Origin of the sequence: Anaerobacillus alkaliphilus, assembly GCF_004116265.1 — a bacterium.
Taxonomy (GTDB): Bacteria; Bacillota; Bacilli; order Bacillales; family Anaerobacillaceae; genus Anaerobacillus; species Anaerobacillus alkaliphilus.
Window position 1 is genome coordinate 711,968 of record NZ_QOUX01000001.1, and the last position, 13,938, is coordinate 725,905.

Below are 13,938 nucleotides of genomic sequence, written 5' to 3' on the forward strand. Positions count from 1 at the left end.
AAAGTGTAAATTAAAATTAATGATTTCACCTTTTAATAGTAGGATGGTAAGATTATGAAACTAATAGAGTACTATATTGAACTATTTGCTGAGTTTGCCAGTACAAAAGCACTTGAACCTGTTAAGGTAACAAGAACTGCAATTAGCGAGGTTTTACGATGTTCGGAACGGAATGTAATTCATATCGTCAAAAAGATGGAAGAGAAACAATGGATATCAAGAGAGCAAGGAAAAGGTAGGGGGAATGTAACAACTATCATTTTTTTGAAGACAATTGAGAACATGCTCCAAGATTTTGAAGACTCGTCGCCTAGACACCAAGACATTGAACGTTTTATTTCGCTTTTGGACCATAAGCATTTGCTTAAGGGACAATTACTTGATCGTTTCATCCTTCGTCTTTTTGGTGTTGGAGAAAAGAAATCAGAAAGGGAAGAGTACGAGATACTGAAAATTCCTTACTTTCGTTATCTTCATTCGTTAGACCCTTCGCAAATTGAACGGCAAACGGAACGACACCTTGTTGAACAGATCTTTAATACGCTAGTTACGTTTCATACTGAAAAAAAGATAGTTGAACCTTGTCTTTCTTACTATTGGGAACGAGATGTGGAAGGAAAGCGCTGGACATTTTATTTAAGAAAAAGTGTTCAATTCCATCACGGCAAAATATTAGAGGCAGAGGATGTAGAATTTTCTTTTCTTCGATTAAAGGAGACTCCGAGCAAATGGGTCGTCAAGGATTTAAAGAAAATTCATCTTATTGGTAAGCATGTAATCCAATTTGAGTTTTCAACTCCTGTCTATTGTTGGGATCTCATGTTATCCTCGACCAAATGTTCCATTGTGCCTCTGAACTACGGGCAACGGTCACTAGAGGAATTTTCAAAGCATCCAATCGGTACAGGACCTTATCAAGTGCAAATTCATGAAAAACATTATCTTCTACTAACTGTCCACGAAGAGTATTTTCAAGAGAGAGCTCATATTGGCGAAGTAGCTTTTTATATTTTACCTAGCATCGAAAAGTATCTAACTGAAACAAGTATTGGGGCAATTTCTTATATTCCTTTTGCGATTGAAAACAGAGATGAAACGAATTTTCAAAGCATACAAAGAAAACATCTAGCGGTAAAGTATCTTATGTGGAACATGAAAAAGGATACTATTGCTCAAAATGTTGCTTTGCGTAGGAAGGTAGCTAGCATCCTAGACCGTGGTAAATTGGTCAGGGAGTTGGGCTATCCGAGATATGAACCGAGTACGTCTTGTGTCCAATCACAAGTTTATGATGTAGTTGAGGCAAGTTATGAAAAAAACCTGTCGCTTTTAACCTATGAATTAAATCCAAATAAAGAGGATATGGAATGGGTGAAACAAGAATGCTCAAAACATGGAATAACCATTGAGAGTAAAAGTGTGCCATATGAACAATTTATTGCCGAAAGCCATGATGCTGATTTAATTCTTGCAGAGTTTGTAAACGAGGAAGTAGAAGAGTTAGGCTTATATAACTTGTTTCTCTCAGAAACTAGTGTCGTCACAAACCTGTTGGTAGGTACCAATCTCATTCAAAAAGTTGAGCAAGTTCCTTCAGAAAGAGATCCGATGGTACGAAAAGCATTGTTAGAGGAGGTAAAGCAGTATTTAGTAAATGAACATATATTGTTTCCTCTCTACTCAACCTATCAAAAGGCGATGTATCATAAGGATTTACTTGGTGTAACCATAAATTCAATTGGGTTAGTCTCGTTTAAAGAACTATTTTTTAGAAAATAAGTGGAGGGAAAATAGTTGCCATATTTTGAGAGAGTTAAGAAGTTGTCAAATATGTTATTCGCTTTTGCTGTACTAGGTTTTCTGATTACAATCATAAATTTTTTTCGTTATGATTTATTGGAGGGTCTCGTATACAACTATGTAGGTGATATCAGGGCTTTTGTGTTCACTGTGGTGCTCTTCCTTTTAACCGTTTTTGGCTTTGTGCTAGCGATTTCTTTGAGATACATTGCCGAGGACGCGAAAGAATATGTAGAAAGAGTGCTAAACTTTAATAAGTGATGTCTAAAGTACAATTCCATTGACGAAACTAATTCTACCATATACTGAATAGAGGACGTTTCAATGGAACCTATAGCAAATGAAAACAAAGTTCGGGAAGTTAAACAATTTTACGATCGCGTGGCTGAGGTCAATGCAGACTATCAAGAGTATTGGATGGAACATTCTTTTGGTCATTGGGATTTTTGGTTAACTTTATTCCTGGCAGTTATCCCGTGGCTGATTTGGTTTATTGTTAGAAAGAAGGAAAATCAAGGTCGATTATTACTTGCAGGGTTTTTAATGTTGATATTTTCGTCGTGGTTTGATTTTCTAGGTGTCGTATTTGGACTTTGGTATTATACGATTGGTGTTCTACCAACGATACCTTCTTATGTTACGTGGGATTTTAGTATTTTCCCTGTATTAACGATGTTACTTATTCAGTTCAAACCAAAGATAAATCCTTGGTTAAAAGCGATAGGCTTCTCTTTAATAAATGCATTTTTGGGTGAACCGTTAATGACTTGGTTAGGAATTTATGTGAAGGAAAATTGGAGTGTATTTTACTCTACTCTGTACCGATCTATATATTGTTGTATATGATCTGCAACTCTATCGCGCAAATGGATGCGTTTTCTCCAATCAAAAGTGAAAAGTGAAAATTCCCCTGCTTATTGTAGGGGAATTTTCTTATTTGTAGTCTCTGAAAATTAGATCAGAAGATACTGGTTTCTTCCCAAGTTCTCTTGACCAGATAGAAAGTTGGCCAATGTGGTGAATTTCGTGTGTAATGATATGACGGACTACTTTTCCGTATGGGAAAGTATATGTTTGGCCATTTTTGCTAGTAATAACAAGGTTTTTAACTTCTTCATCTTCGCTCCAGGATTGAAGAAACTCCAGTGTATTTAGTTTTGTTTCCTCTGAAAAGCGAATGACTTCCTCGAGAGTTACGATTGTATTCATATCTCTAGTAAGAACAGGTTTTCCTAACATTTGATTAATCCACAATTGTTCGCAGTTCACTACATGGTATAGAGTATGTAAAATACTACCGATGCCGCCAACACGCTTCTTCGTTAGTTCTTCAACTGACAAGGTTCCACACCAAGTAAACCAGTCGTTCCTTACTTGCCAATTATAGTTAAAAAGTTCGATCAACAAGCTCACCCCTAACTAAGTATTATCTTGAATATCGTATCATAATTTTCTAGTTTTCGAACAGAATTTGTTTGTCACTTTGAATATTACATGAATTTGGCAAGCTTTTATCGTAAAATTATATGCTATGATTCTAATAACATAGACTAATAGGAAGTAGGAGAATTTCTTGCGGAAATGTTATAGGATCTTGTTTATAGTTGTTCTGTTCTTGTCATTACTACCTCTACATGCATATTCAGTTGAAGCGTCAAGTTTTCGACCGGTTCCACAGGAAGATCGTTTAAACGGAAGGAATAGTCATGCATATTTACCAAGTATTAATCGACCAACACTTAAGGAACAAGAAGTATTCATACAAGATATCTCTAAACATGCGGTAAATGCGAGTGAGAAATGGGGTGTCCCAGCTAGTGCGATCATTGGAATGGCGATCCTTGAGAGTGGATATGGTACGACGAGAATTGCATATCACGCGAACAATTTGTTTGGAGTAAAGGTTTGGGGATACAATCCACAAAATGCTTGGCAACTTGTAGGGCAACCTGACGAAGATTTTGAAAGAGTCATACCTGTTCTTTCAAATTTAGGGAATGACCGAATTATTTTTGATGAAACGAAAAGACGTGATAATTGGTATCGGAAGTTTGCTAGTTATGAAGAGGCTGTAATTTTTGTAGTGGGAACTTTACTTCTAAATAGTAGGTACGGATTTGCTAGAGAGCGATATCATACGAGGTTAAGTTCAGGGTGGACTATTCAAAATGCCTCAAAACAGTACTTATTTGACATTGGAGACGCTGGTTATAACCATTTAGGTGGAGATTATTATCGTCGAACGATAGGTACAATTATGGACCAATGGAACTTATATCAATACGATGGTGGTTTTCATTTAAGAGATGCTAGAGGGCATTGGGCAGAGTCGTCAATTCTTTTTGTAGCAGAGCAAAAATGGATGAATGGTTTCAACGATGGAACGTTTAGACCTAACGAAACTCTTACACGAGCACAAGCAGCGACTGTGATGGTTAATTACTTAGCGCCAAAAGCGACAGGAACAACAGTTACGTTTCATGATGTTACACAAACACATTGGGCAAGACATTCAATTATTCTTGTAGCGCAGCACAAAATTATGAATGGGACTGCTCCAAATCAGTTTTCTCCGAATATGATCATGACTAGATCCCAAATGGTACAAATTTTATTTAATGCGGGATTATATAGTGAACCTGTTAAAACTACGACTAGTAGTTTTAAGGATGTATCGGATAATCATTGGGCGTTAGTGGCTATCGAAACGATGCGTAGTGAAGGAATTGTAAATGGCTTCAATGATGGAACGTTCCGTCCAAACGAACCAATTACAAGAGCTCAAATGGCTGTAGTGTTGCAAAACGTGTATCAAAAACAGAATAAGTAGAGAAGAGGAGTTGAAGTGTATGAGATTTCAACTCCTTTTTATTACATCGTTAGTTTTTGATCTAAATCTAACTCGGTAATTACTTTGTATGTTTGTTTCGAAACTTCATCATTAATTTCCCTGTGTTTTTTACTAGCTATGTATTGGGTTTGGCAGTTTGTACAAGTAAGTAAATAGACGGAACGAGCAGAATTTGTTTTTCTAGTGGAATACCCCGTCGTAATTCTTCGTTCTTTTATATAACTCTTGAGCTCTGCTTCCTTTTTGTTAGCCGCTAGCCGAATTAAGTTTTTGGTTTCTTCTCCGTATCCATCCTTCACCTTATAAAGCAGATCCTCAATAAAAAAGCCTTTATTACAACGCTTACATTTCGTTTGGCCGACTCTGACAAACAATGGGATCATAATACTTCCTAAAAGAAAAAGTAATAGCTCCATCCTAAAAATACGTAAATATTGGTTAGTGAGAATTGAATTTCCAAACATATTCTTTAATACTATGTATTGGGTTGTCATAATAATAATTAATGAAAGAGCACCTATGATCAGACCTACTATAAGATGCTTCTTAGTAAAGGATCGATCTCTACGAAAGATGAGATAGTAATAGCCTATTGAAGACACGAGACCTAAAATGAAATATTCATAATGAAAAAAAGCGAGTCCAAATTCAGAAACAATAGGGATCCCCATGATGAACGCTAAAAGAATGCTTGCTACTACTGAGAGTAATGCAAAAATATAAGGCACTAAATTATTCCTCCTTATTTAAACCTATGTAGTAATTCGTTTTTCGAGAGGTAATTCCTCTTTTTTGGAGAAAATCAGTTGAATTTCCATATAACTGGTAGGTTGTGTTGGATAAAATGACTAGATGTTACTAAATTTTAGATTACGAGGACACCAGTTCCATTATTTTTGCGGAAACGGCAGTTACTGAAAATAAGAGGACGTACGTTCTGGTATTTTGTTGTTTTTCGGCATTTTGGGGCTAAATATAGGTAATAACGGAACCAGTGGCCGCGAAAATCAGAAAATGGCCTTTTTGCTTAAAATAACGGAATCTATCTCCTCGAACAAGATGAAGGGGTGAAACAATGACTATTAAAGCATTCCAAATCTATAACATGATCGTATTAATCATCTTGTTATTCTTAAATTTTTTCGTGCTATTTGCCTTTGGGATAGGGGAGAGTAAACTTACTATTACCGATTGGTTTCCTATCATACTTTCATTTATTTTATGGGGAATATTTTACTTTATTCAGTTTACCCGTTCCAATACAATATGGAGAGTTTTTTGGTTTGGGATTATGGTTGTTGTCCTATACTTCTGGGAAACCGGTCTTGGGGCAGCGATTGGAACTATGATAAGAGTTTGAGAGAAAATATTATAGCTCCCTGACAGAAACATTCTGTCAGGGTGATTTCATTTGCCTAGATTAGCTTTTATAGTTTCGTAGTTTCTACCATTTTTTACAATTGCAAGTAGCTGTTCCGCCATGTAATTGGGGCTGTATGTAAAGCCACCGTTGACCCATTCCATGATCATACCAAAAATGGCATAAGAATGATAACTAGCAATTAACTCTTTGTTTATGTTTCCGTTAGGAATTAAGTCAGTTAGATCATTCAAAATTAGTTCTTTTAGAATATGACAAATTTTATTTTGAAATCCAGTCAATGCATTTGAATGGACGATAAGAGTGTAAAAATTCGCGTATTTATGAACATGATCAAAAACTTTGACCGCATTAGAATTAAGTTGATTTAGTTCAACTTTATCTTTGTCCTTATATGGTTCACGATAGGAGGCGATTAAGTCAGTTGTAACGTCATCAATAATTTCATCAAGGATATTTTCTTTATATTGATAATGCTTATAAAAAGTTCCCCGATTTAATTGAGCATACTCAACGATATCCTTAACCGTAATTTCTTTAAAATCTTTGGTTTTCATTAGGGAAATCAATGCTTCTTTTAAGGCATTTTTGGACTTTACTATCCGCCGGTCTATATAATTAATTTTCTCAGACATTTTTCACCCCAAATGTACATTATTAAAAGTTAATGATTAATTAATGCTGATAATGTTTGTTAATAGACATTACTCTCACTTTTTGTTGATTGTTCATAAGTTTGTCATAATTTATACTAATAAATAATAAGAAATTAATCAACACATGTTCATTATCTTCAATCAAACTAGTTTCATAGTATTGAGGTATTTTGTAAGGGGTATCATATTAATTAGGGGGTTTTACTATGCAAGTTTCAAACAAAGTAATAGTAGTAACAGGTGGTGGAGGGGGGATCGGACGTGAATTAGTTCATACCCTACTTTCAAAAGGTGCAAGTGTCGCTGCGGTTGATATTAACAAAGAAGCACTGGAGGAAACAGTAAATTTAGCAGGGAATAAAAGAGACAAGCTCTCGACACACATTGTGAATTTAACAGATAGAGACGCAGTGGAGGCCTTACCAGAGCAAGTGATTTCTCACCATGGGGCGGTTGATGGAATTATTAATAATGCTGGTATCATCCAACCGTTTGTTGACATTAAGGATCTTGATTATGACAAAATTAAATTAGTCATGGATATTAATTTCTATGGCACCATTTACATGACGAAGTCCTTCCTACCGTATCTGTTGGAAAGACCAGTGGCACACATTACAAATGTATCTAGTATGGGAGGATTTTTACCAGTTCCTGGACAATCGGTTTATGGTGCTTCAAAAGCTGCAGTTAAACTATTTACGGAAGGTCTACATTCAGAATTGAAGGATACAAATGTGAAAGTAACTGTCGTTTTTCCTGGCGGAGTTAGTACGAATATCATGAAAAATTCTGGGGCAGAGCGTACAAGAAAGTCGGACGACAAGAAGGACCAGTCTCATAAACTCCTTACGCCAAAAGAAGCTGCAGAAATTATTATCAAAGGCATGGAAAATGATGAATTTAGAGTATTGGCTGGGAAAGACTCGAAATTGATGGACTTCATCTGTCGGTTAAATCCGAAAAAAGCAGCTGAGTTAATTGCTAAAAAGTTAAAAAACTAGAATTTAGGGGGAAAGAGGACGTTCAACGTTCCTAAAAGATTCCGTTGCCCATAATAGAATGCTCTTCCAAATGTCCATATACTCCAGAAGGTGTATATGGACATTTTTATCTATATGCATCTATTTAAAGGAATTTAGGTTTCATTTACAAAAAATCGTTTCTGTATATGTTAAAATATGTATATCATAACATAGTTTATTGAACAAACATCTATTAAAAAGGATAATATGTCTAGAGATAGGAGAGGGGTTATAGAAGAGATGATTTCTTTAAGAAATGTTCAAGCTACAGATTTAGAACAATTGTTAATGATTGAGAATGAGGGTTTTTCAATAGAAGAAGCTGCCACAAAAGAAGCTTTTGTGGAGAGGATACAGTTAATTCCTGATACATTTATTGTCGCGGAGAAGGAAGGGGAAATCCTTGGTTATATTAATGGTCCAATCATTAATCATTCTTACATAACCGATGACCTTTTTGAAAAGATCAAAGTAAATCCGAGCAGAGGAAGATTTCAGAGTGTTTTAGGATTGGCTGTGTCCAAACAAGCTAGAAATCAAGGGATTGCAAAGCTTCTGATTGGAAAATTAGAAGAGCTCGTAGAAGAAAATAAACGAGAAGGAATTACGCTAACGTGTAAACAGGATTTAGTTTCTTTTTATGAAAAATTTGAATTTGTTAACCATGGCTTGTCCGAGTCACAACATGGAGGAGTCTGTTGGTACAACATGGTTAAGTTATTGAAGTAACAACGATAAATTGTTTTGGCTGATATATATTGGTTTAAATCCTAACCTAATTTTCACTAAAGATAAAGGGTGATTATAATGTTCTTGAAAAAGATTAGCATGATGCGTGAGGAAGTGCCTTCTTTCGAACGATTTCCTTTTTCAATACCGTCGCTTAACAAGCTGGAAGAAATCAACTTGAGTAGTAATGTAACCTTCTTCGTAGGAGAAAATGGCTCGGGCAAATCGACTCTTCTAGAAGCGGTTGCAGATAAATGCGAATTTAACACAGCTGGAGGCGGACGTAATAATACCTACAGTGTATATGCTTCGGAGTCTGTTTTAGGTGACTACATAAGGCTTTCGTGGTTGCCTAAAGTTACAAATGGATTTTTCCTTCGAGCAGAGTCATTTTATAATTTTGCAACTCATCTGGATGAAGTGGATAATACAGGGTTTCGAGATTACGGTGGTAAATCACTTCACAAACAATCCCACGGAGAATCGTTCCTGTCACTATTTTTAAATCGCTTTAAAGGTCAAGCGATCTATCTTTTAGATGAGCCAGAAGCTGCATTATCACCAGCAAGGCAATTATCATTTTTAAGAATTATTCATGAGTTAGCATCCAAAAATCATGCGCAATTTATCATCGCAACTCATTCTCCAATTTTACTGGGCTATCCAGATGCGGAGATTTTAAGCTTTGATCATGGCAAAATTGCAAAAATAGATTATGAAATGACAGATCATTATCAGATAACGAAATACTTTTTACAACATCGGGATAAGTTTTTATCAGAAATACTAGGTGAGGATTAGCTACGCTTCTTTTGAAGGATAGCTTTTTACTTTTCTAACAAAAATAAGGAAAATAATGTTAAAATATATAAGGTATGGAGGTGGTTATTTGATAACCCGGATTAATCGTTACCTGTTATTTATTCTATTGTTTTTACTAGTAACAGGATGTCAAGGTGAAAAGGTAATACCACCCGCTAATGAAAACTACTTTAATTTTCAAACAAATTTAGAGAGTAGTAGTGGTGGGAAAGGTACACTGGACATCAATTTCCAACTAATAGAAGAAACCAATTACAATATAAATCTAACCTATAAGCTAACAAAATATGGTTCTGACATGATGTTACCAATTGAAGAAAAAAACTTGTTTCATGGTTTCATGGCAGCTGATATGCCAAAGGAGTTTCGTCTTGACATTGATAATCTAAATGAAGGCAAATATACTATTCAGCTCCAAGCGTTGTCAGAAGAAAATGAACACGGTGAAAGATGGGGCGCATTAAGAGAAATTATTTTTATAGTGAAAGAGGGCAAATTCACGATTGAGTATGAGAGTGATGTAAATGAGTAACGTAAGGTTTCTATACATAATGGAGGTTTGAACATGAAAAGATTGATGATGTTTTCGGTGATTGCTTGTTCCTGTCGGGCTGCTCAGACAATGATGCTTTAGTTTTGGAGTACGAAACTCAAATTGAGGAGAGAGATTTGGAGATTCGAGAGTTAACAGAAGAACTGAGCTTTGTAAAAGACCAATTAGAAAAACAGACGAAGCAACTAGTGAATATTAGCGGTGATATACAGGTATTGGACCATAAAGAAAGACGAATTATGAGTTTAATAGTTGACCAAGAGTATGACCAAATAAGAGATGAGTATAGTGTCGATTTTGAAGTGATCGATGGGAAAATATATTTTGACAGACTTAGTGACTATGACTATTACTATTACTTTCCAACAGAATTAGCAGGATTACCGATGTATTTTTACATGTATAATCCAAACCCGGAATTTACACAAGTGGGTTACTTTCTTTATGATGATGACCGGAAATACGATATTCATTTTCACTTTGAGAACAATAATGAGTTCACTTATGTAGCGACGGAGTAAATAATAGGAGTTGTTTCCATGACAAGTTTGTATTTTGTAAGACACGCACATTCTACCTATACCCCTGATGAGTTAGGGAGACCCTTGTCCGAGAAGGGTTTTGCGGATGCTAAAACGGTCACTGAATTATTAATGAATGAAGGTATTGATGCTGTTGTATCAAGTCCATATAAGCGGGCAGTTCAAACTGTCGAAGGCATTGCCAATTACATAAATAAAGAAATTGAAATTATCGAAGGCTTTAAGGAGAGAACGTTAACGACAGTTCCTGCTGAGGATTTCACATTAGCGATAACCAAAGTGTGGGAAGATTATGACTTCTCATGGGAAGGTGGGGAGTCCAATCATGTGGCCCAAAAGAGGGGTGTAGCCTCTACATATGAAATCCTAGATCAGTATAGAGGTAGAAACGTAGTAATCGGAACACATGGAAATATCATGGTTTTAATTATGAATTTCTTTGACAAAAAATATGATTTCTCGTTTTGGAAAAGCCTTGATATGCCTGATATTTATAAACTAACCTTTGAAGGAACAGAGTTAATAGGCGTAACGAGAGTGTGGGTTAAGCCGTAATTAACCTTAAGTTGAGGTTAGTTCTAAGAGAGAAATTTAAGAGTTTTACGAATGGGAGTTAAAATGATGTTTATTGGTTAGGAGGAAATAGCATGGAAAACTTACGATCCATATGTTTCATTGGACTTGTTTTATGTTTACTAGCAGCTTGTAGTAGTACTGAAACGATTGAGCATATTGAGGTATTCGTCATAAATACGTCTGAACAAAACAATGCAGGATTTTTCGGAACTACTGGATACAAAAAGGTAAATGCAATAACACTGATTGAAGATGGGAAACACCATATAAAAACAGATATTAAAGCAATTGAGGACTTTTACGATATAAATGGAGCGTATTTAAAAACGGAAATCATCCAATCAAAGCATCAACGTTCTAAAGTGACACTTGCTGAGGATGGAGAGGACATCAAGCAAGAGTTGGGACAGCCATCAACTATACTAATCCCTGATGACCACTTACAAGACTTTCGGTTAGATGATTTGACAGACAATGAAAAAGAAAAAGTAAGAAAACATGTGTTGTCGTTGATCAAGGATTTGTAGAGACGTTTTAGGTGAAGATCATTGGGTGAATTGATAATGGGGGAACAACATGATATCTAAATTTAAGGAAAGTCTTGCTTCATTAAACAAGATCATTTACTTTGATGAACGTCAGTTTCTTCGTGAAAAGTCAAGTAGTCCAGAGAAATTAAAACAATATATACATGAAGGAACACTGCTTTTAGATTCCAACATAAATGAGGAAGAGAGATATTTCCTCTACGGAGTATTGGGGAATTTACACAGAATTAATGGTCAACCAAAAGATGCATTAGATTATTTAACGATGTGTCTAAACTATGCTGAAAAAAAGGAAGACCACGCAAAAGTAATAGTATCAACTATACGTCTTGGAGAAGCACAAAAATATAATGGAGATCATCTAAATGCTCTAGAATTGTTTAACCACGCTTTAGAGAAGTGCAACAGCCATAACGAAGGAAGATACATTGACTTTGTTCTTCAACATAAAGGGAAGTGTCTAATGGAATTATCCAAACTTAAAGAAGCAGAAAATTGTTTTTTGGAAGCTCTAAACGTAAGGTTGAAGAAAAATGATCATGAATTACTAGCTTCTACACAAAAAGCATTAGATTTAGTTCAGAGTCTCATCCGTAAAGCACAAACTTAATAATGCATTCATTTTAGATAAGAATTTATTATGTGATGGCATTGGGCGTTACTGCATAGGCAGTGACGCTTTCTTATGGTGGAAGACCCTATATTTTCTTACTAGAAAAGTGTTTAGAAAAAAATGTTAAAAACTCTGCAACCTTTTTAGGTAGTCAACTATCTAATAGGTGTCGATCGATAAATTTTGTATGTAGGAGGTTAGTAATGGATTTAGAAGATAAAGTACTTAGAGCAAAGCAGGGCGACGAAGAAGCTTTCTTCAGCCTGATTCAAGAAAGAAAAGAAATGTTGTACAAAATGGCCTTTCTATATGTAAAGAATGAACAAGATGCACTTGATATTGTCGGTGATACGGTATTCAAAGCGATTAACTCTATAAGAAACCTAAAGTCTCCACAATATTTTCAGACATGGCTAATGAGAATTTTAATAAATTGTGCCTTGGCCTATGTGAAAAAGCAGAAAAAGATTGTGCCGTTTCATGAGGAATTAACCGAGAAGGTAGAAGTTCTATTGCCAAAGGAAGATTATATGGATTTATATGATGCTATTGATAGACTTCCTTACAAATATCGAACAGTTGTAATATTGAAATATTTTAATGATCTTACAGTTACTCAGATTTCTCAGGTACTAGAGTCGCCAACAGGAACGATTAAATCATTATTACACAGAGCTATTCAAGAATTGAGAATGAACTTAACCTTTGAGGAGGAAGCAAAATGAATTTTAAAGAAGCTAAATTTAAACAGGACATTAACAAAATTGAGGTACCAGAACAGCAATTAGATCTAGTGATTAGGCAAGCGATGAGAAAGAGTCGTAAAAATAAAAAGCGTCCGCTAATTACTGGCTCTATTGTAGCTGCTAGTATTGCAACTTTCCTTTTTACAGCGAATGTGTCACCTACGTTTGCTTCTTATATCAGTGACATTCCATTGTTAAACAAATTAATTCATTACGTACAATACGATAAAGGCTTATTTGAAGCTATTGAGAATGGTTACAATCAAGAAGTACATGCAGAAGCGAGTGATCAAGGAATTGTCTTTTCCATTGATAATGTCATTGCTGATCAAAAACGGATGATTATTATGTTTAGTGCTCAAGCAGACGGTTATCCAGAACTTGAGGAGTTAATGATAAACGATATGACGATCACAGATGAAGCAGGTAATACAGTCATTTCTATCAAAGACGGAAAATATCAAACAGATGAAAATCCTGAAGTTCTGCCACTTTGGACGTTCTTTCCTGAAAAAAGAGATGGAGAAGATCGATTACGGGGTTCAATTGAGTTAGTAACACAGCATGTAGATGCGAAGTTGCCAGAAAGGGTGTTTATGAATATCGAGACGTTTGTCCAAGGAAAGCAAGAAGTACATCCGCTGCTTTTCTCAGGAACTTGGAATGTGAGTTTTGATGTCATGGAGGGTGCGATTCAGGAAGTTCAATCTCTTGTGACAAATAAAGAATTCACTCTGTCTTTGGACGAACTAAAGTTAGAAAATAACATTGACCATGTCATCTCTTACCCTACAATGACAGAAGTGAAAATTAGCCTCCTATCACGAGAGCTTATTCCAGAACAAGGGTTACTATATTCCTATCATTTAGTTGATGAAGAGGGGCGAGTATACAACCAAATTGGTGATGGTATCTTAACCGATACAGGAGATGTAATTCCTCAATTTGAAACAACCTACTTTAAGCAACCGAAAGAGTTATATTTAATTTTTACTGAGGTAAAACTTACTAGTTCTGAGGATGAAAAAGTCTTTCATTTAAAACATTCTATTAGACTGTATTAATCTTAACCAAAGAGAGGGTGCTTTTACACCCT

General features: G+C 35.5%; 17 protein-coding genes. 14 read left to right on the forward strand and 3 right to left on the reverse strand.

Annotation, left to right across the window (positions count from 1 at the left end):
- Positions 1-54 precede the first annotated feature (54 nt).
- Together DS745_RS03970 and DS745_RS03975 are read left to right on the forward strand one after the other, a co-directional pair.
- The gene (locus DS745_RS03970; protein WP_129076899.1) at positions 55-1,779 is read left to right on the forward strand and encodes an ABC transporter substrate-binding protein; all 1,725 of its coding nucleotides are present in this window, start codon (positions 55-57) and stop codon (positions 1,777-1,779) included.
- Between the two features lie 345 nt (positions 1,780-2,124).
- Complete coding sequence (locus DS745_RS03975; protein WP_129076900.1) at positions 2,125-2,646, forward strand: CBO0543 family protein; 522 nt, start codon at positions 2,125-2,127, stop codon at positions 2,644-2,646.
- Positions 2,647-2,733: 87 nt separating this feature from the next.
- Here the strand turns inward: DS745_RS03975 and DS745_RS03980 are convergent, their stop codons facing one another.
- On the reverse strand, positions 2,734-3,204 hold the full coding sequence (locus DS745_RS03980) for a DinB family protein (RefSeq protein ID WP_129076902.1): 471 nt from the start codon (positions 3,202-3,204) through the stop codon (positions 2,734-2,736).
- 169 nt (positions 3,205-3,373) lie between these two features.
- On the opposite strand from DS745_RS03980, the gene DS745_RS03985 reads away from it, so the two are divergent.
- On the forward strand, positions 3,374-4,630 hold the full coding sequence (locus DS745_RS03985; protein WP_129076904.1) for an S-layer homology domain-containing protein: 1,257 nt from the start codon (positions 3,374-3,376) through the stop codon (positions 4,628-4,630).
- Positions 4,631-4,671: 41 nt separating this feature from the next.
- Here DS745_RS03985 and DS745_RS03990 read toward each other — a convergent pair whose 3' ends face one another.
- Entirely contained in the window at positions 4,672-5,379 is a 708-nt protein-coding gene (locus tag DS745_RS03990) for a hypothetical protein (RefSeq protein ID WP_129076905.1), read from the reverse strand.
- A 347-nt stretch (positions 5,380-5,726) separates the two neighbouring features.
- On the opposite strand from DS745_RS03990, the gene DS745_RS03995 reads away from it, so the two are divergent.
- Positions 5,727-6,011, forward strand: a complete 285-nt coding sequence (locus DS745_RS03995; RefSeq protein WP_129076906.1) for a hypothetical protein — start codon at positions 5,727-5,729, stop codon at positions 6,009-6,011.
- Between the two features lie 47 nt (positions 6,012-6,058).
- Here DS745_RS03995 and DS745_RS04000 read toward each other — a convergent pair whose 3' ends face one another.
- Positions 6,059-6,667 carry a TetR/AcrR family transcriptional regulator gene (locus DS745_RS04000; RefSeq protein WP_129076907.1) on the reverse strand — a complete coding sequence of 203 codons (609 nt, stop codon included), beginning with the start codon at positions 6,665-6,667 and terminating at the stop codon, positions 6,059-6,061.
- A gap of 227 nt (positions 6,668-6,894) precedes the next feature.
- Between DS745_RS04000 and DS745_RS04005 the strand changes: the two genes are divergently transcribed.
- The 10 genes from DS745_RS04005 (at position 6,895) to DS745_RS04050 (ending at position 13,906) form a co-directional block, all read left to right on the forward strand.
- On the forward strand, positions 6,895-7,692 hold the full coding sequence (locus tag DS745_RS04005) for an SDR family NAD(P)-dependent oxidoreductase (protein ID WP_129076908.1): 798 nt from the start codon (positions 6,895-6,897) through the stop codon (positions 7,690-7,692).
- 261 nt (positions 7,693-7,953) lie between these two features.
- Entirely contained in the window at positions 7,954-8,442 is a 489-nt protein-coding gene (locus tag DS745_RS04010) for a GNAT family N-acetyltransferase (protein ID WP_129076910.1), read from the forward strand.
- Positions 8,443-8,520: 78 nt separating this feature from the next.
- Positions 8,521-9,243: an AAA family ATPase gene (locus tag DS745_RS04015; protein ID WP_129076911.1), complete on the forward strand. Its 723-nt coding sequence runs from the start codon at positions 8,521-8,523 to the stop codon at positions 9,241-9,243.
- Positions 9,244-9,331: 88 nt separating this feature from the next.
- A complete protein-coding gene (locus DS745_RS04020; RefSeq protein ID WP_129076913.1) occupies positions 9,332-9,796 on the forward strand; it encodes a hypothetical protein in 465 nt (154 codons plus the stop codon).
- 137 nt (positions 9,797-9,933) lie between these two features.
- Positions 9,934-10,338 carry a hypothetical protein gene (locus DS745_RS04025; RefSeq protein ID WP_129076914.1) on the forward strand — a complete coding sequence of 135 codons (405 nt, stop codon included), beginning with the start codon at positions 9,934-9,936 and terminating at the stop codon, positions 10,336-10,338.
- Between the two features lie 18 nt (positions 10,339-10,356).
- The gene (locus DS745_RS04030) at positions 10,357-10,914 is read left to right on the forward strand and encodes a histidine phosphatase family protein (RefSeq protein ID WP_129076916.1); all 558 of its coding nucleotides are present in this window, start codon (positions 10,357-10,359) and stop codon (positions 10,912-10,914) included.
- A 92-nt stretch (positions 10,915-11,006) separates the two neighbouring features.
- On the forward strand, positions 11,007-11,462 hold the full coding sequence (locus tag DS745_RS04035) for a hypothetical protein (RefSeq protein WP_129076917.1): 456 nt from the start codon (positions 11,007-11,009) through the stop codon (positions 11,460-11,462).
- A 49-nt stretch (positions 11,463-11,511) separates the two neighbouring features.
- Positions 11,512-12,093 (forward strand): tetratricopeptide repeat protein, encoded by a 582-nt coding sequence (locus DS745_RS04040; protein ID WP_129076919.1) that lies wholly within the window; start codon positions 11,512-11,514, stop codon positions 12,091-12,093.
- A gap of 206 nt (positions 12,094-12,299) precedes the next feature.
- Complete coding sequence (locus tag DS745_RS04045; protein WP_129076921.1) at positions 12,300-12,821, forward strand: sigma-70 family RNA polymerase sigma factor; 522 nt, start codon at positions 12,300-12,302, stop codon at positions 12,819-12,821.
- Complete coding sequence (locus DS745_RS04050; RefSeq protein WP_129076923.1) at positions 12,818-13,906, forward strand: DUF4179 domain-containing protein; 1,089 nt, start codon at positions 12,818-12,820, stop codon at positions 13,904-13,906. Before DS745_RS04045 ends, DS745_RS04050 begins: the two co-directional genes overlap by 4 nt.
- Positions 13,907-13,938 lie beyond the last annotated feature (32 nt).

Coding starts and splice junctions, on each gene's coding strand:
- DS745_RS03970 (WP_129076899.1), top strand. CDS start 55: ATGAAACTAATAGAGTACTATATTGAACTATTTGCTGAGTTTGCCAGT.
- DS745_RS03975 (WP_129076900.1), top strand. CDS start 2,125: ATGGAACCTATAGCAAATGAAAACAAAGTTCGGGAAGTTAAACAATTT.
- DS745_RS03995 (WP_129076906.1), top strand. CDS start 5,727: ATGACTATTAAAGCATTCCAAATCTATAACATGATCGTATTAATCATC.
- DS745_RS04000 (WP_129076907.1), bottom strand. CDS start 6,667: ATGTCTGAGAAAATTAATTATATAGACCGGCGGATAGTAAAGTCCAAA.
- DS745_RS04005 (WP_129076908.1), top strand. CDS start 6,895: ATGCAAGTTTCAAACAAAGTAATAGTAGTAACAGGTGGTGGAGGGGGG.
- DS745_RS04010 (WP_129076910.1), top strand. CDS start 7,954: ATGATTTCTTTAAGAAATGTTCAAGCTACAGATTTAGAACAATTGTTA.
- DS745_RS04015 (WP_129076911.1), top strand. CDS start 8,521: ATGTTCTTGAAAAAGATTAGCATGATGCGTGAGGAAGTGCCTTCTTTC.
- DS745_RS04030 (WP_129076916.1), top strand. CDS start 10,357: ATGACAAGTTTGTATTTTGTAAGACACGCACATTCTACCTATACCCCT.
- DS745_RS04035 (WP_129076917.1), top strand. CDS start 11,007: ATGGAAAACTTACGATCCATATGTTTCATTGGACTTGTTTTATGTTTA.
- DS745_RS04040 (WP_129076919.1), top strand. CDS start 11,512: ATGATATCTAAATTTAAGGAAAGTCTTGCTTCATTAAACAAGATCATT.
- DS745_RS04045 (WP_129076921.1), top strand. CDS start 12,300: ATGGATTTAGAAGATAAAGTACTTAGAGCAAAGCAGGGCGACGAAGAA.
- DS745_RS04050 (WP_129076923.1), top strand. CDS start 12,818: ATGAATTTTAAAGAAGCTAAATTTAAACAGGACATTAACAAAATTGAG.